Below are 21,221 nucleotides of genomic sequence, written 5' to 3'. Positions count from 1 at the left end.
TAATGCACCAGAGCAGGGACTTGTCCGTTAGAGGCGGTTTGTCTTTATTGTTTACGGTTACGTTTTGATAATTATCCTCCCAATCCCGAGTTATTTCTCGTAGATACATTCCGAGATTACGATCTACGACCGTCTCCCGGATCATCACCGGATTGTACTATAACAACCAAGAGGATGAACAGAACAAGGGTAGTGGTCGTGTTATCATTTTATGTGGAAATTAGTCCGTTCTGAGTGAACAGTTCCAGAATAGCTTGGAGATTCTTATTGCAACTCTCTCCTTTCTATTTTCAGAGATTCATAGAGAGACATCCTCTCTACAATTCTATTCTATGAAAATAATAAGGAATTGCCTCAGCTATGCATCACTGTCCGCAAGAAAATGGTATTTCATATGATAGTCTTCTATGATGCTAATAAAAATTGCTATATAAGTTGAGCTAAAGAAAGAATACATTTCCAGCTAATAACGATACGCTGTCAAGTACTTCTCTCCATTCTCCCTCTCGTTCAGAAGGGGCATCCCACCATAGGGTGAAGTTGACTTTGGTGCACATGTCTCTCCAGTAACATTGCTTCTCGGACGATGCAGCAACATCACCCTTAGATCACACCGCCTAGCGCCTGAGATATATGGGAATCGTTGTTACTTAGCGAAGGGGAGAGTGAGCGGAAGCGCCGAACGGAGAGAGTATCGCCCCTCCAGTATTTGAGATAAGCAGCGAAGCTGTATCAAACTCTAATGAAGAAGCTCAATAGTTCAACTTATATAGAATAAGAATTTACATAGTAGAATCTCGTTTAAAAAATCGAACGATTATTCAAAAATGAACCAATATATAATATACAGGGGGAAGAGGTGATGAAATGAATGAGGAGATCACAGCATACTTTCCTCATCCCTATAAAAAACCTTCAAATGCAACTCAAACAGGCATTGCTGTATTTTACGGATTCGAGCCATTAGAGCAAGCCGAGATGGAGGAGAAGGTTAAGGAAGCAGAACATGCCGGGCAGAGTGTCATCGTCAGAGATTTAAGAAAGAGCAATCAAGCAGTTGGAATCAAGGTAGAATATGTGTGGCATAACATTGAACTTGAAATAACGATACTAACGACGACGAAGAGCCGCATTCACGTCCCGGATATGGAGCAGCATCTCATTGAAGCGCAAAAAAAGCACGAATCCGATACTGCCGGATTCGTGCTTTTGGTTTTGTAAAGGTCAAACCCATCCGAAAGCCCGAACGAGCTGGGCCGTAACGAACGTAACTGCAATGGCAATACCCAACGGGATGACCGCGGACAGAATGGTCCATTTCGTACTTTTCGTTTCTTTATAAATGTTGTATAAGGTCGTTCCGCAAGGGTAATGGAGCAAGGAGAACAACATCATATTTAATGCCGTTAACCAAGTCCATCCATGCTGCAGGAAGATTTCCTTAATATTATCCAATCCGTCAGCATCGACCATTGCACCGGAAGACATATAGCCCATCAATAATATCGGCAGCACGACTTCATTGGCGGGAAGACCGAGAATAAAGGCCATAATGATAAATCCGTCGAGTCCGATCGCATGGGCGAACGGATCGAAGAAAGCAGCCATATGATTAAGAATACTGTCTCCGCCGACGAACACATTGCCTAAAATCCAGGTGATTACCCCGGCTGGAGCGGCGACGATAATGGCGCGCATCAAGACGTTTAACGATTTTTCTTTCGAAGAAAGCAGTATCGTCTTCCAAATTTGTGGACGTCGGTATGGGGGCAGTTCCAATGTGTAATGCGTCGGAACGCCGCGTAATGCCGTTTTAGATAATACCCATGACACAGTGAGGGTAACGACGATACCGATCATCACCATGCCCATTACGACAGACGCAGTGGCTAAGGTTTGCAAGCCGCTGGCTACTCCGGCAGCCATGAACAACGACGATAGCAAAATTAAGGTCGGCCACCGGCCGTTGCATGGAACGAAATTGTTCGTCAGTATCGCGAGCATGCGCTCACGCGGAGACTCGATAATGCGTGTCGACAGAATTGCAGCGGCATTGCAGCCGAAGCCCATCGACATCGTTAATGCTTGTTTGCCGTGACCGCCAGATTTCTTGAACAACCGATCCATATTGAAGGCTACCCGCGGCAAATATCCGAAATTCTCGAGCAGCGCGAAGACCGGAAAGAAGATAGCCATCGGTGGCAGCATGACGCTGACGACCCAGGAAGTCCCACGAAAGAATCCGAGAACGAGCACACCGTGCAGCCAATCTGGAGCATGCAGCGCTTGGAATCCAGCAGTAATGTATCCCTCCACTATAGCAAAAAATCTGAATATCATTTGAGAGGGAACGTTGGCGCCTGCAATCGTAATCCAGAATACGGCACCTAATATCGCCAACATAATCGGGAAGCCCCAAATCGGTGAAGTTACAATCTTATCCAACCGATAAGTGCTCTGCAGCTTTTTCTTGTCTTCATAATGAACGGATTCAGCACAAATGTCCCGTGTCGTCCGGTAAATATCGCTTACGATCCCGTCACGGAGAGTCTCTCCATCAGCAAGGGTTCTGGCCTTGCTCAGAAGCGTGTCTAACGGATCTGACGCATTAGTGGCAAGCGGTTCTGCCATAACTTGCAACCTCCCTCACAGAATCCGGAGTCACCTTATTCATCCGTTTCTTTAACGAGGATAACAAGCTCTCATCTCCATCCAACAAGCGAAGCGCAATCCATCTCGTTGGATATTGACTGCCGAGATTCTCACGGATGGACGGTTCTAGCTCTGCAAGCTTCCGTTCGATCTCATCGCTATATTGGATATGGATCGGATGCGGATTGATTTGTCCAGAGGCAACCAGCTTCACTTGCTTCAGGAGCTTATCGATTCCGATTCGGTTGCGGGCGGAAATCGCCACGGTCGGAACGCCGAGACGCTGCTCGATCTTCTGCAGGTCAATGCGAACGCCCAGCCGCTTCGCTTCATCGATCAAGTTGATGCAGACCACAGCGCGATTAGTCATTTCCAGCACTTGAAGTGCCAAGTTTAGATTCCGTTCGAGAGAGGTGGCATCAAGAACGACAATGGTGACATCAGGTTTTTCAAAAATAATGTAGTCCCTGGCCACTTCTTCATCAGTAGAGTTGGAATATAAGGAATAAGTGCCTGGCAAATCGATCATCCGGAAGGTCGTCTTATCATAACTGAATTCACCTTCGGCCATCATTACCGTCTTGCCGGCCCAGTTCCCAGTATGCTGCCTCAGTCCGGTCAATGTGTTGAATAACGTACTCTTTCCCGTATTCGGGTTGCCAGCCAAGGCAACGGTGTATCGACTCATGATGTTTCACCTCCGATTATGTCTCCGAAAATTAGTGAGCTTTCCTCTTTACGAAGTGCAATCGTTGTATTATTAACCCGAAATGCGATGGGATCGCCAAGCGGACTTTTTTGCAACACTTCCACGACATTTCCGGGAACAAATCCGAGATCCAGCAATCTTCTGCGCAGCACGCCTTGAACTTCAATCCGATTCAGCCGTATATGGGTTCCTGACTTGGCATTCGACAAAGGCACGCTTGTTGTAGGCATAGTGATGTCTCTCCTTTTTCTGTGCAGCGAATGTTTCCTAAGGGCAAATTCATTGTTACATCATAATAAGGTTTGTTATATATATGCTACATAATTAGTATAGGTCAACAATATTTCTATGACAACAAAAAATTTCCCTAGGGCAAAAAGACCGTTTTACCGCCGTTTGATGGTCTTTGCTGAGACTTACGCTGCCTTCGTAAAGTACGGCCAGATGGGCAGTAGGAAAGAAGGAATTTAAGGAAGGGATGTTGAATTTAACATCGTTATTGGATAGGAGGTGTAGTCTGCATGTATGCAATGTGCAAATGCTACGGGCGGGAAAGGAGTTTGATAGGGCATGAATGAATTCAAGAATGTTTTTGCTGAACTGAAGCTGTCGTTGCAGGCTTACGAGGAATCGCTTGTGGTCAAGCAAGACACGCTCGTTATGTAAACACAAAAAAGCATCCGTTAAAGCCTAGTGAAGAGGGATTCTTTGTCTCCGTCCAAATCAAGAAAATTATGTAAGCTTTCATTTGTTTCCTATATATGTGTTTCCTGAATTGTTGAATGACCATGATGTAATGAAAGGAGGCGTTACATTTGAATGGATATAACACGTTAACGGAACGGTTGCAGATACGATTTCCCGTCATTCAAGCAGGAATGGCGGGCGGGGCAACGACGCCGGATCTTGTGGCGGCAGTATCCAATGCGGGCGGGCTCGGAACGCTCGGGGCCGGATACATGTCTCCGCAGCATATGAAGGAAGCGATTCGAAAAATAAAGCTGTTAACAGACAAGCCGTTCGCCGTAAATTTGTTTGTTCCAGAAGCGCAGGTGGATGTTCCTTGCGTGCAGGAGCCAATTCAGACACAGCTCGCTTCCATTCGGAAACGGCTGCATATGGCAGGGGGGCAAGAGGCAGGGGCTAGTGAAGCCGTTTTTGATTACGATGCCTATCAGCGGTCTTTTGAAGAGCAGTTGTCAGTCGTAATTCAAGAGAAAGTACCGGTGTTCAGCTTTACGTTCGGCGTTCCTTCGCCGGAAATAATGCATCAGTTGAAAAGTAATGGAATCGTCGTCATCGGCACGGCCACCCATGTTAAGGAAGCACAAATTCTGGTAGCGGCTGGCGTTGATCTCGTCGTCGCTCAGGGGAGCGAAGCAGGCGGACACCGGGGCACCTTCCACGGAGCCTGTGAAGATTCATTAGTCGGCACAATTGCTCTCGTACCGCTCATTGCGGATCATGTATCTGTGCCCGTCATTGCAGCCGGCGGCATTATGGACGGGCGGGGCATGGCTGCTGCCATGGCATTGGGCGCGCAGGGTGTCCAATTGGGCACCGCGTTTCTTGCCTGTGAAGAAAGCGGTGCTCATGAGGCCTATAAAGCAGCGGTTCTGTCTTCTAATGAACGAAGCACTATCGTTACACGAACGTTTTCGGGAAAGCTGGCAAGAGGCATCGTGAACGACTTCATCCGTCAGCTGCAGCCTTATGCCGAGCATGTGCCGCCCTATCCAATAATGAATCAGTTGACCAGAGATATTCGGCAGGAGGCAGCGAGACAATCCAATCCCGAATACTTGTCGCTATGGGCAGGACAGGCAGCGAGACTCGGCCGGCGGACAACTGCACATGATGTTGTTGAGAAGCTGATTCATCGCTGGCAAGAGGTTGTGCATCAGATGAAATAAGGGAGATCTGTGAAAATAATTGATCGATTGTTGTAATCTTTGCAAAATCAGCCCATATCCTTCATAATGACAAAAGAGATATTTTATTAACAACGATGAATCGTGAAGGAGCAAGAGAATGAGTGCTTACATTGGGGAAAGATATGAACTTTGCAAGGTCATTCTACATTTAGCAGACGGAGTCTTATATGAAGCGATAGATCTATCCTTGAAGAGAGATGTGTTTATTTATCTTGTCGAAAATACGGGAACGGGGAAAGCCGAAGAAAGCAAACGCGCTTTCGGTAAGGTGTCTCATTTTTCAAATAATCGTTTCTTCCATATGCTTAATGCAGGAACATCAGGGCAAAATTTCTTTGTCGTATTCTCTGCCTATACAGGAATGCCGCTCGTGCGATATATTCAGCACCATGCTTTAAGCTCACAGAAGATGCTGTCGATGGTGTACGAACTGGGTAAGAGCATCCAGGACGCCATGGAGGAACAGATTAGCCGGTTCCCGATTACTGTAGAGAACTTATGGATTACTGAAGACAATCAGATTATGATAATGAACTATTGGACGGAAGCAGAGCCGGGGCAATTCGGAACGATGGGTTTATGCTATTTAATGTATCAATTAAGTACGCTGCATTTGAACGTTCCGGCGAACTACGACACGTATGAGAGCCGTTTGACAGCCGCCTTGAAGGATTTGGCGCCTGCTCAGAAGGAAGCGGTTCTAGGTCTCGTCCGACGCGTATATTCAGGGGATTCCTCCATGTTCTCTTTCATGGTAACCTTGCGCGAGACTATGGATCAGCCGAATGGTCCTGTCCTGTCGCGGATGCAGCCGACTTCAGCGGCTGCGGCACCTGTCTCGAATCTACAAGATGATGACGAGTCAGATGATGATGATTACGACGACTATGAGACGGAAGAAGAAGCTAATAGTCCATTTGCGAGTGCAGAATCGGGATCGGACAAAGTCGGGCGCAGTAAAATGCTGCTCGTTGTTGCCTGTGCCGCGGTCTTCGTCTGTGTTCTCGGCGGCGCCGTGCTCTGGGCCAACTCCATATCGAAGTCGAATGAGACGGCAGCTATAACGGATAACAATCCTTCTGCAGAGACGAGCGAGAATACGGATTCCACTCCGGCGGCGAACGGGGACGATGCAACGGAAACACCGTCCGATGAAGGCCAAGCAACGAATAACGAAAATAGCGATAGCTCGAATCAGCCTGAAGCATCGACTGACGACAGAACATCGACGGATAACAGCGGGTCGAAGAATGGCGGACAATCTACCGACTCATCTTCCGGAACAGGCGCTGGCGACAAGACAACCGGCACGAAGCCGGACAATTCAGGCGCTGCTGCGAATCCGGATACCGGTTCAGGAACGGATACAGGCACGGATGCCAATCCAGACACGACTCCGGGAACGACTCCTGAGACTACTCCGGGTACGACACCAGATACGACGACGCCAGGAACAACGCCTGATGGAGGCGAGACGGGTACAGCGACGGATTCCTCGGGACAGCCGGTTGCGGAGGGTCAGGTGCCGAGTTTGGTTGGTCTGACGAAGGAAGAAGCGGAGAAGGCGGTACTCGCGGCAGGCCTTCGGTATAGCTTCGTCCTCGAGAACAACGAGGAGCAAGCGCCAGGTCAGGTGTTCAAGCAAGAGCCTGAAGCAGGCGCTGCAGCGAAGAAAGGCGACCGTGTCAATTTCTATATCAGCCGTGAGAAAAAATAATAAGGCATGGTGAAGAGGGACTGACTTTGCAAGACGATGGTTTGCAAGCCAGTTCCTTTTTTTTGTCTTGCTTTAGCATTGTTGCAATACTTCATGCTGCCTACCATTGAGTCCATTGGATAACGTGCAGTAGAATCTACTCATTTCAATACAATAACATCATTTGATTGGAAATCTTCCAATCAAATGATGCTCAATCATAACCTCAATACGATTTGAACGAAAATCTGTTGGACTCTTTCCAATGAAACAGCTTGTCACCGCATCTTATACCTCAAACTAATGGATGAAATCCAACAGAACTAAGGTACGACATCTATCATTTGAAAATGGAAAGGATAGATTGAATTGATTACGATTCGTCCTAGCGGCAATGCTGCCGAGTTGGCTGAATTTATTGCGGATCTCAATAAGGAAGAGACACATCATGTAGGGTATTGCGGGACGGAAAAGGATGAAATCGAATCCGCCTTGCATGATACTTTTGACAGCATTGGCAAAACATTCTGGACAGCTTATCGAGCTGGAGAAATGATCGGGACGATCGGCTTCGACATCGATGAGGAGGAACGGGAAGCTGAGATGTGGGGGCCGTTCATACGAGCGGAAGATTGGTTGGATGTGGCTGAAGAGCTGTGGCATCAATCTGTAGCTGTGGTGAAGGAGCAGGTGAACGCGATATCGGGATTTTATGATGTGAATCATCGGTATGCCGCCGAATTCATAAGCCGTGTCGGGGGACAGAACAGAGGAGAGCACCTCATTCTTCTCGCCACGCCATCTCTATTATCTGAACATTCCGCAGACGAGGTTGATATTCAAGAGATTCAAGCAGACCTGTACGAGCCATTTGTCTATCTCCACCAGGCTTGCTTCCCATCGGCTTATTATGACGGACTCACCATCCTGAACAGACGCAACACCGATCATAGAGTGTTCGTCTGTACGACAGCGGATCGAAAGCTGCAAGGATACGTTTATGTGGAAGCCAATCCGGAATTCCAGGAAGGGAATATCGAATTTATTGCGGTCTCGCCGGAATATCGTCACCATGGCATGGGGGAAGCACTGTTGAGACACGCTTTACAATTTCTATTTAAGGACAAGGGGATTCAAGAAATCTCTTTATGTGTCGATATGCATAATGAGAAGGCGATTCATCTGTATAAAAAAGCCGGGTTTACTGAGAGACGTGTACTCTCTCATTACCGTATCGAGCTGCACTCATAACCATCGAAGAAGAGGCTGCTCCTCAACGGTTGTAGAATCTTGAAGTATACTAGAATCCTTGTCTCGCCCGATTGTGAACAGAGTCTTCTTACAACCAAGTAACGATTGCATGGCTGGACGGGTAGGGTCAATGATTTTCCCTGGCCAGAATACAGACCGATACTATTCAAGTAAAGAGGGTGATACGTATGGATAATCATTCCATCGCTACCGAAGCATTGTCGTCTTATGCAGTACAATCGCCAATCATCGAGTTTATTCGTCACAATGAGAATTTGACGTATAAGATCACTGACGGAGTCAGTGGGTTGTCCTATCTGCTGCGGATTCATAAGCCTGTCCATGACGAGCTTCATGGACTGCAGCATTCCGAGGCTGGACTGAATGGGGAGATGCAGCTGCTGCAAGCGCTGGGAGAGAACTCCACATTGAACGTTCAGGAGCCTGTCCGTAATCGTGAGGGAGAATTTGTTACCCGGGTTGCTTGCGGGGACACCTATATCCAGTGCACGGTATTGCAGTGGCTGGAGGGACGGGATTCTCAGCTGGACGATTTCTCATCGAGGGATGCTGTCCTTCAATACGGACAGCAGGTCGGCATGCTGCACCGCTATACGAGTGGCTATGCATCGGAGCTCACTTGTGACAGACCTGCCTACGCCAGCATCGATGAGAACAGAGCCATGCTGGAGCGGCTGAAGTTCGGCCGCGAGCACGGTATATTTACTTCAGCGGACTACGACACAGTGAGCGAAGCATTCGCAATGATCAATTCCCGTCTCCAGACTTATGAGCGCAGTCCCGACACATGGGGGATTATCCATGCCGATATCAACAGAGGCAACGTCATTGTGACTGAACGGGGATTCACCATCATTGATTATTGCCTGTACGGACAAGGCTATTTTTTGTATGATGGGGCCGCCGGCGCACTGAGTGTTCCTTCCCGGGCACGGGATGACTTCATGGAGGGGTATGCATCGGAGTATTCTGCCCCCCGAAGCGGTACGCTGGAACTGCTCGAAGGGTTCATGCTGCTGCACATCCTCGGCTACTATTCGTTTCATATGATGAACAGCGCGGTTCATCCAAAGATGCGGGAGAGGATGCCGGTATTTTGCCAAAACACCCTGACTCCATTTTTGAAGGAGCGGCCGATATTTTATGAATTGTAATGGAGTTAGTCGCTTCCGATTCACAGAAAGAACCTTGACCGCAGAGGTCAAGGTTTCTTTTTTTTATTCCATATAACTAGATATGTGATTATTTATCGTGTTGGATGGGATGAACGGTGTTCTTATTGGAGGTATGGCGAATACGTTCAAGTTGCTGGCGGACTAAACCTGGCTGACGATAACAGTGGACGTTTTCAAAAGAAACTAAGCAACCTTAGCCCGGGACAATACCGAACTAAGGTTGTTTAATCGAGGCTTTTTTAGTGCTGTCCGCTTGACGGGGAAAGTTCACATTCCAATCAAAGGCGCAGCCTCTTATTTATTAATTACATGCGCAATTCAAGACCGGCTTGCGTGCAGCTTGCGTCTCGTCAAGTCTTCTAACGTCTGTATTGTGTGGCGCATTGAGCAGCAGCTCCGGATTCTGTTCTGCCTCCTGCGCGATTTGAATCATCGTGTCGATGAACGAGTCGAGAGTTTCTTTGCTTTCCGTCTCAGTCGGCTCGATCATCATACATTCCTCGACGTTCAGCGGGAAGTAGATGGTTGGCGGATGGAAGCCGAAGTCGAGCAGACGCTTGGCGACATCCAGCGTGCGAACACCGTATTGCTTCAGCCCTCTGCCTGACATGACGAATTCGTGCTTGCACACGCCAGGGTAAGGGATTTCGTAATAAGGCGCCAGTCTATGCATCATATAGTTCGCATTAAGCACGGCGCATTCAGACACTTGGCGCAACCCTTCCGACCCATATGTGCGGATATACGCGTAGGCGCGAACGAGAATGCCGAAGTTGCCGTAATATGCTTTAACGCGGCCGATGGATTCGGGCCTGTCGTAGTTAAATCCATACGTTCCATCCTCTTTCTTGGCCACGATTGGCTTCGGCAGGAACGGAATGAGCTTGCTCTTCACGCCGACAGGTCCTGAACCCGGACCGCCGCCGCCATGCGGAGTGCTCATCGTCTTGTGCAGGTTCAAGTGCACGACGTCGAAGCCCATGTCTCCCGGGCGGGTAATGCCCATAATCGCGTTCGAGTTCGCGCCGTCGTAGTAAATAAGGCCGCCTGCTTCATGGACGATCTCGGCAATCTCGACAATATGCTCTTCGAATAAGCCGAGCGTGCTCGGATTCGTCAGCATAAGCGCGGCTGTATCGGGACCGACGACAGCACGGAGCGCATCAAGGTCAACCAGTCCTTGGTCGTCGGACTGAATCGTAATCGTCTCGAGGCCGGCAACCGTTGCGCTAGCTGGGTTCGTACCATGCGAGGAATCTGGCACGATGACCTTCGTTCGGGTCTCGCCACGGCTCTCGTGGTAGGCGCGAATCATCATCAAGCCCGTCCATTCGCCATGGGCGCCTGCCGCAGGCTGAAGCGTCACTTGGTCCATGCCTGTTAACGCGGCGAGATCGTTCTGAAGCGTATATAACAGCTCCAATGCTCCCTGGATGCTCTGTTCCGGCTGATACGGGTGAATCTTCGCGAAGCCGGTGAAGCGGGCTACATCTTCGTTAATCTTCGGATTGTACTTCATCGTGCAGGAACCAAGCGGATAAAAGCCATTATCGATGCCGAAATTACGGCGCGAAAGCTCGGTATAATGGCGGATTACATCAACCTCGTACACTTCAGGCAGCTCGGCAGGTTGACTGCGGAGCATAGATTCGGGAATCAGTTCTCCGAGATTGACCTCGGGAACATCGAGCTCAGGCAGAGAATAGGCGACACGTCCGGGTCTGCTGAGTTCGAAGATGAGCTTTTTGTCCGGTTTCATAGACATGCCTCCAATCGGTTCACAAATTGATCGATTTCGGATTTCGTTCTTCGCTCGGTAACAGCGACGAGCATATGACCTTGCAGTTCAGGATAGGCTATGCCCAGGTCGTATCCACCGATATAACCGTTATCCAGCAGTTTTGCTTGAACGTCATCTATATTTGCGCCATCAGGCAGCTTAACGACAAACTCATTGAAGAAAGGCGCGTTAAATGCGAGCGCGAGCTCGGATTGTTGTGCGAATACGCCAGCGGCGTAATGAGCCTTCTGCACATTCAGGTTCGCGACTTGCTGAACTCCTGTCTTGCCCATTGTCGACAAATAAACGGATGCACACAGCGCAAGCAGCGCCTGATTGGAGCAAATGTTGGACGTTGCCTTCTCGCGCCGGATGTGCTGCTCTCGGGCTTGCAGCGTCAAGACGAATCCGCGTTTGCCATCGATATCCTTCGTCTGTCCGACGATCCGTCCCGGCATCCGTCGCATGAGCGGTTCTGCCACTGCGAAGAAGCCGCATGTCGGGCCGCCAAGTGAAGCTGAAATGCCGAACGGCTGCGCATCGCCGACCACGACGTCCGCGCCCAGCTTGCCCGGCGTTTCCAGCAGCCCCAAGGTGATCGGGTTGGTGCTGACGACGAGCAATCCTTTCTTGCTGTGAATGATCGGCTCGATAGCACGCAAATCCTCAATGCAGCCGAAGAAGTTCGGCGATTGAACGATGACGGCTGCGGTGTCCTCCGACACAAGAGCTTGCAGCTCCTCCAGATCGGTGACGCCGTCCTTGTAATCGACTTCCACGACATCGAGATTCAGACCGCGCGCAGTCGTGCGCACGATTTGGCGGGCTTCTGGATGGACAGCGCGCGAGATGATGAGTTCCTTGCGCTTCGTCGCTCCGCTGGCCAGTGCGCCTGCTTCTGCCAGAGCAGTAGCACCGTCGTACATGCTGGCATTGGCCACAGCCATACCAGTCAATTCACAAATGTACGATTGAAACTCGAAGATGGCCTGCAGTTCACCTTGGCTAATTTCAGGCTGATACGGGGTGTACGCCGTGTAGAATTCAGAACGGGACACCACGTGATTGATAACGACAGGCACATGATGATCATAGAGACCGGCGCCCAAGAAGCTGGTATATCGTTCAAAGTCGGCGTTCTTATCCGCCAATTCCTTCATATGCTTCAGCAGGGCTGCTTCATCAAGCGCCTCGGACATCGGCAGAACGCCCGGATAGCGAACGGAAGCAGGGATATCTTGAAATAGTTCCTCAATGGAGGAGATGCCGATGACCTTCATCATGTCCACTTGGTCCTGTGCCGTCATCGGGATATAGCGATGCTTCATAGTTGGATTCGCTCCTTCTGTTTAGTTCGTCGCTCTTTTGTAGAATGGGGCTTTGATGACACGGGCCTTCAGCTGCTTCCCGCGAATTTCGACCATTACTTCCGTATCCAGCTCACTGTAAGCGGCATCAATTAAGGCAAGGCCTAGATTGCGCTTGAGTGTAGGGGACTTCGTTCCCGTCGTTACCTCGCCAACAGGATTCTCGTTGATTAATACAGGATAGTGGGAGCGTGGAATGCCCTTGTCTATCATTTCAATTCCGACAAGCTTGCGGCGAGGCCCATCAGCCTTCTGGCTGGCGAGTGCTTCCCGTCCGATGAAGTCTCCCTTATCCAGCTTGACGAAGAAACCAAGTCCTGCTTCAAGCGGCGAAATGTCGGCCGATATTTCTTGCCCATATAGCGGAAGCTTCGCTTCGAACCGCAGCGTATCACGCGCTCCCAACCCAGCAGGTACAAGCCCGTGCGCTTCGCCTGCTCTCATTAGCTCTGTCCATACCTGAGGCGCGTCTTCTGCTGCTACATACAGCTCAAATCCGTCTTCCCCGGTATACCCGGTACGGGAAATCAAGGCGCGCACGCCGCAGACGGCAGCGTCCCTCACAAATTGAAAAGGCTTCAGCTCAGCCAGCGGCGCGTCCGTAACATGAGCCGCGATCGCTTGCGCATTAGGACCTTGCAGCGCGAGCAATGCCGTGCTGTCAGACTTATTCTCTAGGACGACGTCGGCAGGGAGATGTTCTTGAAGCCATGCGAAGTCCTTGTCAATGTTGGAAGCATTGACCACCAGCATGTAATGATTTGCAGCCAGCCGATAAATGAGAATATCGTCGACGACGCCTCCGTTCGGATTGCATAAGAGGGAATACTGTGCTCTCCCGTCGACGAGACGGGTGACATCGTTCGTCGTCACGTGCTGCAGAAAGGCTTCTGCCGAAGAACCGCTTACGATAAATTCGCCCATATGGGAGACGTCGAACAAGCCTGCCTGAGTGCGGACGGCTTCGTGTTCCTTCTGAATGCCGCTGAATTGCACCGGCAGTTCCCATCCGCCGAAGTCGATGCAGCGAGCGCCGGGATAGTCGGCGTATAACGGGAATATCGGTGTTCTTTTTAACTGTGACATGACTTCACCTCGATCGTCTTATTAGTTAGGTATTGATAAAATAAAAAGACAGGCAGAAGAAAGCCAGCATGCCTGCGCCTACTGTATTCCTTCCGCTCTGTCCTTTGTACCTGAGAGTTACCTCGCGCATTCGCATACGCGAACGTTCCGAGTTTCCCCTTGGGTGACTCTAGTGAAAGAGTTCTCTCCAGAGATGCGTCCGGTAAAAGTCCTTTTGCCTGAGAGATTCACCCGTATGGGCTTACTCCTTCGGCGTTACCTGAGTGCGGTAATCTCTCCCCTTACCATCATTCGCGTGTGCAGTTGTTATACCTACATTATTACTTGATGCTTCCACACATTGTCAATCCATTTTTTGCGGATTGAAAAAAATGTTGTCCGAAATATTGACATATATCGAAGGCTGAACTACGCTATAGATGCGTGTTTTTGAACAACCTAGATTGATGTAAAATGCAACCTTGTTAAATTCATACAACGCGGATGAAGATGATTGGGAGAGACCGACACGGGGTTCCTTGTGCCGGCACCGAAGGAGCAAGCTGCCAACCTGCCGATTGGCAATTAATCTCTCAGGTACATGTACCGTCATCTGACGCAGCTCTGGAGAGCGCATTAGCCACCCAAGGGGTAAATTCGATCGTGTCCATATCGGTAGGATCGAGCACAAACTCTCAGGTACCGAGGACAGAGAAGAGGGCGAATAAGGCCTTTTCTTGTCTTTTTTTTACATGCGTATCTACACTACCAACTACAATTATGATGAAGAAATGAGGCGTTAGCATGAGTGAAGTGAAAGAGAATTTATTGTACAGCGAAGAACATGAGTGGGCTTTCGTCGTCGATGAACGCACCGTACGCATCGGAATTTCCGATCATGCACAGGCTCAATTGGGAGATATCGTATTTATTGAATTTCCTGAAATCGGTTCCACGCTTTCTGCGGGTGACAGCATGGGTTCAATTGAATCGGTAAAGACGGTATCGGAGCTGTATTGTCCTGTCAGCGGAAAGATTACGAAGGTGAACACCGGGCTGGAGGATGCGCCGGAACAGGTGAACAGCGCGCCTTACGACGGTGGTTGGCTTGCCGAACTCGAGATCGAAGGCAGCATGGAGGAAGCGCTCAAGCATTTGTTAAGCGCGGAGAAATATCAGGAGCTTATCGATTAAGCACAAGCAGCGAGATAGCAAGCGACACCTCCCAGTAATCGCGTTATGCGATCAGTGGGGGGTGTTTTTGCATTCGCAAGAAAGGATATAGAACGTGGTGTCTGGAATCATATATAAGAGCTACTACGGTCGAAGCAAGACCCAATGGAAAATAGAGAGCAGGATGTACGGATTGGGCGGCTAACAGCATATAGACTGCATACTGTACAGTGAATTTGGCTACATCTCTGACCAAAATTTCGAAGTTAGTAAAGAAGAAATACTGAACAAGGTTACGATAAACATAAGCTTAAAAAACTTAGAAATACCATATATTAAGAAAGAAATGAACGAGGAAGACATCACGAACGATACAGTGATTTGAGATTGAAGGAATTGACTTATCATTTTACACTAATAATGATGTTGATGTTGATGTTGATGTTGATGTTGATGTTGATGTTGATGAAGTTGCTCTATTTATGAAAAATATTGTTATAATTGAAAGAGGAAATACTGTGTTAAGGCAGCTGGTAAACTTAGAGATAGCGTATGCGAAAGTATATTCCAAGTGTTTTGCGGAAGACCATCTGATTCGATTTTGGGATGATGAGAATACGGATATGATACTCAAGGCGAAAAACAGAGCTGTTTTTCAATTTGCGACCTAATTAACAGACGGAAAGAGCTAAAAGACAGATCTCCTTAAAAATTACTAGAATGGATGTAAGGTGTATGAACTACAAACTAACAAGCAAAGCAGAAGAAATAAGCAAGTCTGAGGAATTACTATATGAGGTCTTGTTTAAACCGATTGGCTTAGACCAATCAGCGAGACAGCTGCTTAAAATTCCGGGAGACGAGTATCATTTTGTGGCGATGGAAGAGGATGAAGTAACCGGAGTGATGCTTGAGGAGAATTCGATTGAACAGACAAACTAGACTGCATTCAAGCATCATTGGCATCATTATTTTAATATTGCTATTCACTGTATCTCTCAACACCGATGATAGTGAAGCGGTCATAAAAACGCAATACGAGCCTGACCAATATACAAGCGACGACCTTCAAATTATAGACACCAAAACGGGAGACTTGTTACATATAGGCATGACTAAACAAGAAATTACGGAGCTGTACGGCAAAGAGGACAAAATCCAGTTTAACCTGTACCAATATGAGGGATTGCGCATCGCTTATCGAGATGATGTCGTGGTCCAATTTTTCCTATCCATTAATGATAATCAATCGAATCGATTTCAAACATACAGAGAAATTGGTTTAGGAGATTCATTAGAACAACTTCTGGCTAATTATGGTGAGAAGCATGCTAATCTTTCTGATTCTTATGGTGCTACAAGAATAACGTATATCGTAAAGAAGAACGGAAATGAATTAGAAACGGTAGATTTCAATGATCCCGCTTTGAAGACGGGGGATAAGAAAAGTCTATACTTTATCGATTTTGCCTGTGACGATGAGATAACGGTAATTAATATGGGTGATTTAGAGAGTATACAGAATATGCAATGATGAACCAGAGAATTATAGGGATGTGTTATTGTGGACGATTTGCAATTAGTCAGTCCGACATTACAATGGTATTCGACCGTCTGAGCGGCGCAAAGGCTATGCCACAAAGCTGTTAGCGCTATCTATGGAAAAGGCTCTGGATTGAAGACTAATCACCGGGCAGGAACATCGCAACATCAGTTTTTTGCGGCGGAGGGTAATGGATGGAATATATAATAAGAAAACGAAAAGCAGCGAGGACTGAGGCAGCGAGGTCTTAGTGAACTTGAATTCCAGCTAAGGAGAGGTCAAATAAATATGTACAAGTTTGAACAAAAAATGAATGAGTTTATTGCTGCGAATCAACTGAAAGCCGAGCATTTGGTGTTGGAGCAGTCTTGCCACTCGGTGAAAGACGCGGCTATTGCTGTAAACGGATCGGAAGATCAATTCGTCAAAAACATTTGCATGATAGATAACGCAGGCAGATTAATTGTTGCGATCGTGCATGGAAAGGACCGGGCAAGCACTTCGAGAGTAAGCAAAGCGCTCGACATCGATCGACCGAGGCTGGCTGAAGAAGCGGAGGTGCTGGAGAGAACAGGCTATCCTGCAGGTGGAGTGCCCTCCTTTGGATATGATGCATTGTTTTTGATCGACCCTAAAGTAACCGAATTGGAATGTATCTATACAGGCGGTGGATCGCCTAACTCATTAGTTCGCATCGAAGTCGAAGAAATGTTGAACATGAATGCTGGAAAGATTGCTAGAATAAGAAAATAAAGGGGTAGGCTGCTGTGAAGGGACCAATGACGTTAGTGGATCAGGATTTTGTCATCGAGCAAGTACAAGAGAAGTTCAATTGTACCGTATTGAAGTGCGAAGGGCGCCCGGTTTTGGAATATGGAACGGATGCAGAATTGGACCAGATAGGTGAGTATGTAAGAGCAGAGTTCGATAAAGAGCTTTTGGACGTTTTCTTCGCGGCTATTGAAAGCGTAAAGCCAGAATAATGCATATCGTGTTTAAAGTGGCCGTTTTTTAACATCATCTATGAGGGGGGAATTGCAATGTCGGATGTGCCGAGGCACATCGTAGCCGTCTCCGCTTTGATTCAGAACGAAGCGGGACATACGTTGCTCGTGCAAACCCATAATCGATCTGATACGTGGGAGATGCCAGGGGGACAAGTGGAGGAAGGTGAACCTCTGCATGAAGCAGTATGCCGGGAAGTCGAGGAGGAGACGGGCATCATCATTGAACCGCTCGGGATTACAGGGGTTTATTTCAATCAGACGAGTGACATTGTGTCCGTCGTCTTCCGTGCACACCATGTCCGCGGCGATATAGTCAAGCAGGACAGTGAAATAAAGGCAGCGCGCTTTATCGAATTATCCGAAGCGAATATTGATGATTTTGTGAAGCGGCCCCATTTTAAATCACGTATCTTGGACGCCATGCAGGGCCGCTACATTCCATACGAAGTATGGGAGACGAAGCCGTATACCCTGCTTGAGAGAATCGAACCTGGAAAGACATTATAGCAACTTAAGTGGCGTTAGAATGCTCAATTGTATTGAAACTTTGAATAAACAGGAGGAAGGGTCTAATGTGGGCCACAAATGCAGCGTGGGTATGGGCGTTGAGCTACACAATTTTAGGCATCAGTTTAGCGGCAAGCGTGTATAGTATATGCAGAAGGCGATTAACGCTGATGTCGTGGATTCATGTCGCCGTTCTCATCAGCGGCTTCATTGTTTTTTTCTTGAATTCGCTCGGAAGAAGCGAAGGCATGACAGAACTGGAATACTTGGCTAACCAGTTGTTCCTAGGCTCATTATGGGCAATTTATGTAGTGTGTGGCTATTTGTACACCATCGTGTGGTGGTGTTGCTTCGTCTCCTCGTATAGCAGGAAATGATAGTATTCGAATCTTGTATCTATGTCCAAGTTCATTTTTTTAACTTGGAGCGGGGACAGGGAGTTGGAACCGATCTGGCCAAGAACAAGCCTTTTTCATAGCCTTGAGGAATGGCTCATGGATGTTATGCAATCGGATGTGGAAGCATATAATGATTAAATATAACTCCTCCATTTCGCAAGCCTTCCCTTTAAAGGGAAGGCCTTTTCGTTATGACGTCTTGTTGCTTAGTGAAGCGGTAACCTTCGATGATCGAGCAAGCCCCATTGGAATATATACAGCAGAATGTACGGATTGGGCGGCTAAATGGCAATTGACTGTACTTTGTGCAGTGGATTTGGACATGCCTCAGCAAATGCTGCTGAATGAGTGCCAAAGCATTGGATAAACTCCAACGAAACCCGTTGTAAAGAGGTGTACGCTGCTGTTCTACTGTACGAAATCCAATGCAGGATGCAGCGAGGGATATGGCCACGCCAGCGTCGTGTTTATAGGAACAGTGGTGAGCAAAGACGACATCCAATGATCAAATTTTGCTGCGTGGTTATGAAGGGGACGAATATTGTTGGGATCGAATAATCAGAATTATTACATCGCTGCGGCTCGGGAAAAAAACGGCATGCTCCTTTATTTGAGCTGATTCTGTCATTCAGGCGGCTTTCAGCTTGCGCTCAGGTTTTTTTCATATCGGTGTTGTATAATGGTGCCACTAGACATCGGGGGCGGAGGATACTTATGCAGCAGTTGAAGGGAATTAAAGTATTGCTTGTGGATGACGAACCGAATATATTGCAATTTCTGGAGCTTGGGCTTGTGAACGAAGGGTTCGAGGTAAGGACGAGTCAAGATGGAATCGCGGCCATTACGCTGATGAAAGAATTTCAACCCCATGTCGTCATTCTGGACGTCATGATGCCAGGGATGGACGGCTTTGAAGTATGCGGTATGCTCAAAAAGATGGATCAAGTGGCAGTCATCATGCTGACAGCCAGAGATGAAGTCGACGATCGCATCAGAGGTCTTACGCTCGGAGCGGACGATTACATGGTGAAGCCGTTCAGCTTCGCAGAGTTGTTGGCCCGCATCCATGCAAGAATCCGGAACCAATTTCCGCATCTTGTAGGTGAGGTCAACCTCGGGCCATTTCGCATCGATGATCGACGCAAGGAAATCAGCATGGACAACCGTGTGTTGGAGCTATCGCCAACCGAGTATGAGCTGTTAAAGTTTATGCTGAGCAATCACGGGCTTGTGGTGAGCAAGTTGGTTATTTTGGATAAGGTGTGGGGGTACGACTTCGGTGGTGACGAGAATATCGTGGAAGTCTATATCCGTTCGCTGCGGGAGAAATTGCACGATCGCGAGCATCGCTTGATTCGAACGCTACGGGGCGTCGGGTATCGGGTGGATCTTACATGATCCGGTTAAGCAAGGATGGGAGCAAGAGACGCCAACTGTTCGGCTCATTGCGTTGGCAGCTACTGTCGAGATCGCTGCTCATTTTGGCTGTTCTGCTCGTTCTGATCGGATTGTTCCAATATGTGTTCATGCGTCAATTTACGTATCAAAACAAGGCGGAAAGTCTGCGGAATCAGGCTATGTCCATTCCTCCGGAAACGTGGCGGCAGGCCGGCGTGCCTGTTCCTAATAAAGGATATCGGGGAGGCTGGAAGGCAGGCCGCGGATGGAGCCAGGATGGAGGAACGCCTCCCGTTGTATTTATGCCGGGAGTCTCGATCGCGTTCATCGATAAGAACGGCAGCTACTCCGTTCTATCAGAATGGAAGAGCGCGGGAGCGGCTCCGCGTCTATCAGATGAGGAATATAACAGTTTGCTGCAATCGAATCCTGCCCCGCGAAGGGAAGGGCTGGGGTATCAAGTGGTCCGCAATGCTGAAGGTGAGGAGCAAATCGTGGTGCTGCACCCCATTCAGATAAGTGGGATGGTGAAAGGAATCGTACAAATTAGTGCGGGTACGGGCCCGATGAAAGACGAGCTGGAACGACAGCTGCTCATTTTTATCGTGCTTGCAGTGTTCGCGCTGCTAGCTGGATTATTGACCTTTTTGCCTGTGCTAAAAAGAACGCTGCATCCGTTGTCGAACATGGTACATGCCGTGGAGAACGTCAACGCGGGCAATCTGGATGAACGGTTCAATACGATTCAGGGTCAACAAGAAATCGATCGGCTAGCGATATCGTTCAATCGCATGCTGGAGCGGCTGCGGGCGTCATTTGAAGCGGAGAAGGAAGCGAAAGAACAGATGCGTCAATTCGTAGCAGATGCGTCTCATGAGCTTCGGACTCCGCTGACCTCGATCCATGGGTTCTTGGAGGTGTTGCTGCGCGGCGCATCCCAACAGCCCGAGCAGCTTGAAAAAGCATTGCACAGCATGTATGGCGAATCAGAGCGTCTTAATCATCTGGTACGGGATTTGCTGCTGCTCGCCAAGCTTGATCGGACACCTGACATTGCACTGACGGAAGGCGCGTTGGATAAGTTGATTCAAGACATGGAGCCACAGCTGCGTTTATTAGCTGGCAGCCGACATGTTGAATTCGAACTATCCGATCATGTGATGTGCCGGTTCGATACCGACAAGATGAAGCAGGTTATTCTCAATCTGTTCTACAATGCCGTACAGCATACAGAGCCAGAATCGGGGATCATTACGCTGGCGCTAACACGAACAAGTGATACGGTACAGCTCACGGTGAAGGATAACGGGATCGGCATCGACGACAAGCATATCTCATATGTGTTCGATCGTTTCTATCGGAAAGATTATTCCCGTACGCGGAAGAACGGAGGAGCAGGACTAGGGCTGTCCATCTCCAAATCGATTGTAGAGTCACATGGCGGGATCATACACGTGGAGAGCGAGGCAGGCAAAGGGGCTGCGTTTATGATTATGCTTCCTTTATCCCCCAATTAACATAAGAAAAACATCTATACAAATGGTG

Annotated in this window: 20 protein-coding genes, 1 pseudogene and 3 riboswitches; of the genes and pseudogenes, 15 read left to right on the top strand and 6 right to left on the bottom strand. The window is 48.3% G+C overall.

Annotated elements, in window-relative coordinates:
- Nucleotides 1–867: 867 nt before the first annotated feature.
- Complete coding sequence (locus tag M3650_RS27445) at nt 868–1,221, top strand: hypothetical protein (RefSeq protein ID WP_251579369.1); 354 nt, start codon at nt 868–870, stop codon at nt 1,219–1,221.
- Between the two features lie 3 nt (nt 1,222–1,224).
- On the opposite strand, the gene M3650_RS27440 is transcribed toward M3650_RS27445, so the two are convergent.
- Genes M3650_RS27440 through M3650_RS27430 form a run of 3 tightly spaced genes read right to left on the bottom strand, consistent with a single transcriptional unit; the run spans nt 1,225 to nt 3,591 of the window.
- Nucleotides 1,225–2,631: a nucleoside recognition domain-containing protein gene (locus M3650_RS27440; protein WP_251579368.1), complete on the bottom strand. Its 1,407-nt coding sequence runs from the start codon at nt 2,629–2,631 to the stop codon at nt 1,225–1,227.
- A complete protein-coding gene (locus tag M3650_RS27435; protein WP_019420529.1) occupies nt 2,609–3,340 on the bottom strand; it encodes a FeoB small GTPase domain-containing protein in 732 nt (243 codons plus the stop codon). Before M3650_RS27435 ends, M3650_RS27440 begins: the two co-directional genes overlap by 23 nt.
- Nucleotides 3,337–3,591: a FeoA family protein gene (locus M3650_RS27430; protein WP_019420528.1), complete on the bottom strand. Its 255-nt coding sequence runs from the start codon at nt 3,589–3,591 to the stop codon at nt 3,337–3,339. The genes M3650_RS27435 and M3650_RS27430 overlap by 4 nt, the downstream gene beginning before the upstream one ends.
- A gap of 585 nt (nt 3,592–4,176) precedes the next feature.
- On the opposite strand from M3650_RS27430, the gene M3650_RS27425 reads away from it, so the two are divergent.
- From M3650_RS27425 to M3650_RS27410, 4 genes are all read left to right on the top strand, one after another.
- Nucleotides 4,177–5,274, top strand: coding sequence for an NAD(P)H-dependent flavin oxidoreductase (locus tag M3650_RS27425; protein WP_251579367.1), 1,098 nt, complete (start codon nt 4,177–4,179; stop codon nt 5,272–5,274).
- A 118-nt stretch (nt 5,275–5,392) separates the two neighbouring features.
- A complete protein-coding gene (locus M3650_RS27420) occupies nt 5,393–7,012 on the top strand; it encodes a PASTA domain-containing protein (protein ID WP_251579365.1) in 1,620 nt (539 codons plus the stop codon).
- 348 nt (nt 7,013–7,360) lie between these two features.
- A complete protein-coding gene (locus M3650_RS27415) occupies nt 7,361–8,242 on the top strand; it encodes a GNAT family N-acetyltransferase (RefSeq protein WP_251579364.1) in 882 nt (293 codons plus the stop codon).
- Between the two features lie 188 nt (nt 8,243–8,430).
- Entirely contained in the window at nt 8,431–9,417 is a 987-nt protein-coding gene (locus M3650_RS27410; protein WP_251579363.1) for a phosphotransferase enzyme family protein, read from the top strand.
- A gap of 322 nt (nt 9,418–9,739) precedes the next feature.
- Here the strand turns inward: M3650_RS27410 and gcvPB are convergent, their stop codons facing one another.
- From gcvPB to gcvT, 3 genes are read right to left on the bottom strand one after another with little or no spacing between them, the layout of a single operon-like run.
- A complete protein-coding gene (gene gcvPB, locus M3650_RS27405; RefSeq protein WP_251579362.1) occupies nt 9,740–11,197 on the bottom strand; it encodes an aminomethyl-transferring glycine dehydrogenase subunit GcvPB in 1,458 nt (485 codons plus the stop codon).
- Nucleotides 11,194–12,546 carry an aminomethyl-transferring glycine dehydrogenase subunit GcvPA gene (gene gcvPA / locus M3650_RS27400; RefSeq protein WP_251579361.1) on the bottom strand — a complete coding sequence of 451 codons (1,353 nt, stop codon included), beginning with the start codon at nt 12,544–12,546 and terminating at the stop codon, nt 11,194–11,196. The genes gcvPB and gcvPA overlap by 4 nt, the downstream gene beginning before the upstream one ends.
- A gap of 21 nt (nt 12,547–12,567) precedes the next feature.
- Nucleotides 12,568–13,671 (bottom strand): glycine cleavage system aminomethyltransferase GcvT, encoded by a 1,104-nt coding sequence (gene gcvT, locus M3650_RS27395; RefSeq protein ID WP_251579360.1) that lies wholly within the window; start codon nt 13,669–13,671, stop codon nt 12,568–12,570.
- 87 nt (nt 13,672–13,758) lie between these two features.
- A riboswitch (glycine riboswitch) is annotated at nt 13,759–13,867 on the bottom strand.
- Nucleotides 13,868–13,962, bottom strand: a riboswitch (glycine riboswitch).
- 193 nt (nt 13,963–14,155) lie between these two features.
- A riboswitch (glycine riboswitch) is annotated at nt 14,156–14,268 on the top strand.
- A 186-nt stretch (nt 14,269–14,454) separates the two neighbouring features.
- Here gcvT and gcvH point away from each other — a divergent pair.
- From gcvH to M3650_RS27345, 10 genes and pseudogenes are all read left to right on the top strand, one after another.
- A complete protein-coding gene (gcvH, locus tag M3650_RS27390; RefSeq protein WP_019420519.1) occupies nt 14,455–14,844 on the top strand; it encodes a glycine cleavage system protein GcvH in 390 nt (129 codons plus the stop codon).
- A gap of 714 nt (nt 14,845–15,558) precedes the next feature.
- Entirely contained in the window at nt 15,559–15,765 is a 207-nt protein-coding gene (locus M3650_RS27385) for a hypothetical protein (RefSeq protein WP_251579358.1), read from the top strand.
- Nucleotides 15,749–16,357: a hypothetical protein gene (locus M3650_RS27380; protein WP_251579356.1), complete on the top strand. Its 609-nt coding sequence runs from the start codon at nt 15,749–15,751 to the stop codon at nt 16,355–16,357. Before M3650_RS27385 ends, M3650_RS27380 begins: the two co-directional genes overlap by 17 nt.
- Nucleotides 16,358–16,424: 67 nt before the next feature.
- Nucleotides 16,425–16,493: pseudogene (locus tag M3650_RS27375) on the top strand (GNAT family N-acetyltransferase); the annotation flags it as partial.
- 161 nt (nt 16,494–16,654) lie between these two features.
- Nucleotides 16,655–17,119, top strand: coding sequence for an aminoacyl-tRNA deacylase (locus M3650_RS27370; RefSeq protein ID WP_019420516.1), 465 nt, complete (start codon nt 16,655–16,657; stop codon nt 17,117–17,119).
- Between the two features lie 14 nt (nt 17,120–17,133).
- Complete coding sequence (locus M3650_RS27365; RefSeq protein WP_019420515.1) at nt 17,134–17,349, top strand: hypothetical protein; 216 nt, start codon at nt 17,134–17,136, stop codon at nt 17,347–17,349.
- A 57-nt stretch (nt 17,350–17,406) separates the two neighbouring features.
- Nucleotides 17,407–17,880 carry an NUDIX hydrolase gene (locus M3650_RS27360; protein ID WP_251579355.1) on the top strand — a complete coding sequence of 158 codons (474 nt, stop codon included), beginning with the start codon at nt 17,407–17,409 and terminating at the stop codon, nt 17,878–17,880.
- Between the two features lie 65 nt (nt 17,881–17,945).
- Entirely contained in the window at nt 17,946–18,257 is a 312-nt protein-coding gene (locus tag M3650_RS27355; RefSeq protein WP_251579353.1) for a hypothetical protein, read from the top strand.
- A gap of 735 nt (nt 18,258–18,992) precedes the next feature.
- Nucleotides 18,993–19,676 (top strand): response regulator transcription factor, encoded by a 684-nt coding sequence (locus M3650_RS27350; protein ID WP_019420511.1) that lies wholly within the window; start codon nt 18,993–18,995, stop codon nt 19,674–19,676.
- Complete coding sequence (locus M3650_RS27345) at nt 19,673–21,193, top strand: sensor histidine kinase (RefSeq protein ID WP_251579351.1); 1,521 nt, start codon at nt 19,673–19,675, stop codon at nt 21,191–21,193. Before M3650_RS27350 ends, M3650_RS27345 begins: the two co-directional genes overlap by 4 nt.
- The last annotated feature ends 28 nt before the right edge of the window (nt 21,194–21,221 follow it).

The sequence above is a fragment of the Paenibacillus sp. MER TA 81-3 genome (assembly GCF_023713585.1).
GTDB lineage: Bacteria > Bacillota > Bacilli > Paenibacillales > Paenibacillaceae > Paenibacillus_B > Paenibacillus_B profundus.
This window is presented reverse-complemented; position numbering and strand designations above follow the sequence as displayed.

Excerpts from the sequence above, each read along its gene's own strand:
- M3650_RS27445 (WP_251579369.1), top strand. The coding sequence starts at position 868 with ATGAATGAGGAGATCACAGCATACTTTCCTCATCCCTATAAAAAACCT.
- M3650_RS27440 (WP_251579368.1), bottom strand. The coding sequence starts at position 2,631 with ATGGCAGAACCGCTTGCCACTAATGCGTCAGATCCGTTAGACACGCTT.
- M3650_RS27435 (WP_019420529.1), bottom strand. The coding sequence starts at position 3,340 with ATGAGTCGATACACCGTTGCCTTGGCTGGCAACCCGAATACGGGAAAG.
- M3650_RS27430 (WP_019420528.1), bottom strand. The coding sequence starts at position 3,591 with ATGCCTACAACAAGCGTGCCTTTGTCGAATGCCAAGTCAGGAACCCAT.
- M3650_RS27420 (WP_251579365.1), top strand. The coding sequence starts at position 5,393 with ATGAGTGCTTACATTGGGGAAAGATATGAACTTTGCAAGGTCATTCTA.
- M3650_RS27410 (WP_251579363.1), top strand. The coding sequence starts at position 8,431 with ATGGATAATCATTCCATCGCTACCGAAGCATTGTCGTCTTATGCAGTA.
- gcvPB (WP_251579362.1), bottom strand. The coding sequence starts at position 11,197 with ATGAAACCGGACAAAAAGCTCATCTTCGAACTCAGCAGACCCGGACGT.
- gcvPA (WP_251579361.1), bottom strand. The coding sequence starts at position 12,546 with ATGAAGCATCGCTATATCCCGATGACGGCACAGGACCAAGTGGACATG.
- gcvT (WP_251579360.1), bottom strand. The coding sequence starts at position 13,671 with ATGTCACAGTTAAAAAGAACACCGATATTCCCGTTATACGCCGACTAT.
- gcvH (WP_019420519.1), top strand. The coding sequence starts at position 14,455 with ATGAGTGAAGTGAAAGAGAATTTATTGTACAGCGAAGAACATGAGTGG.
- M3650_RS27385 (WP_251579358.1), top strand. The coding sequence starts at position 15,559 with ATGAACTACAAACTAACAAGCAAAGCAGAAGAAATAAGCAAGTCTGAG.
- M3650_RS27370 (WP_019420516.1), top strand. The coding sequence starts at position 16,655 with ATGTACAAGTTTGAACAAAAAATGAATGAGTTTATTGCTGCGAATCAA.
- M3650_RS27360 (WP_251579355.1), top strand. The coding sequence starts at position 17,407 with ATGTCGGATGTGCCGAGGCACATCGTAGCCGTCTCCGCTTTGATTCAG.
- M3650_RS27355 (WP_251579353.1), top strand. The coding sequence starts at position 17,946 with ATGTGGGCCACAAATGCAGCGTGGGTATGGGCGTTGAGCTACACAATT.
- M3650_RS27350 (WP_019420511.1), top strand. The coding sequence starts at position 18,993 with ATGCAGCAGTTGAAGGGAATTAAAGTATTGCTTGTGGATGACGAACCG.
- M3650_RS27345 (WP_251579351.1), top strand. The coding sequence starts at position 19,673 with ATGATCCGGTTAAGCAAGGATGGGAGCAAGAGACGCCAACTGTTCGGC.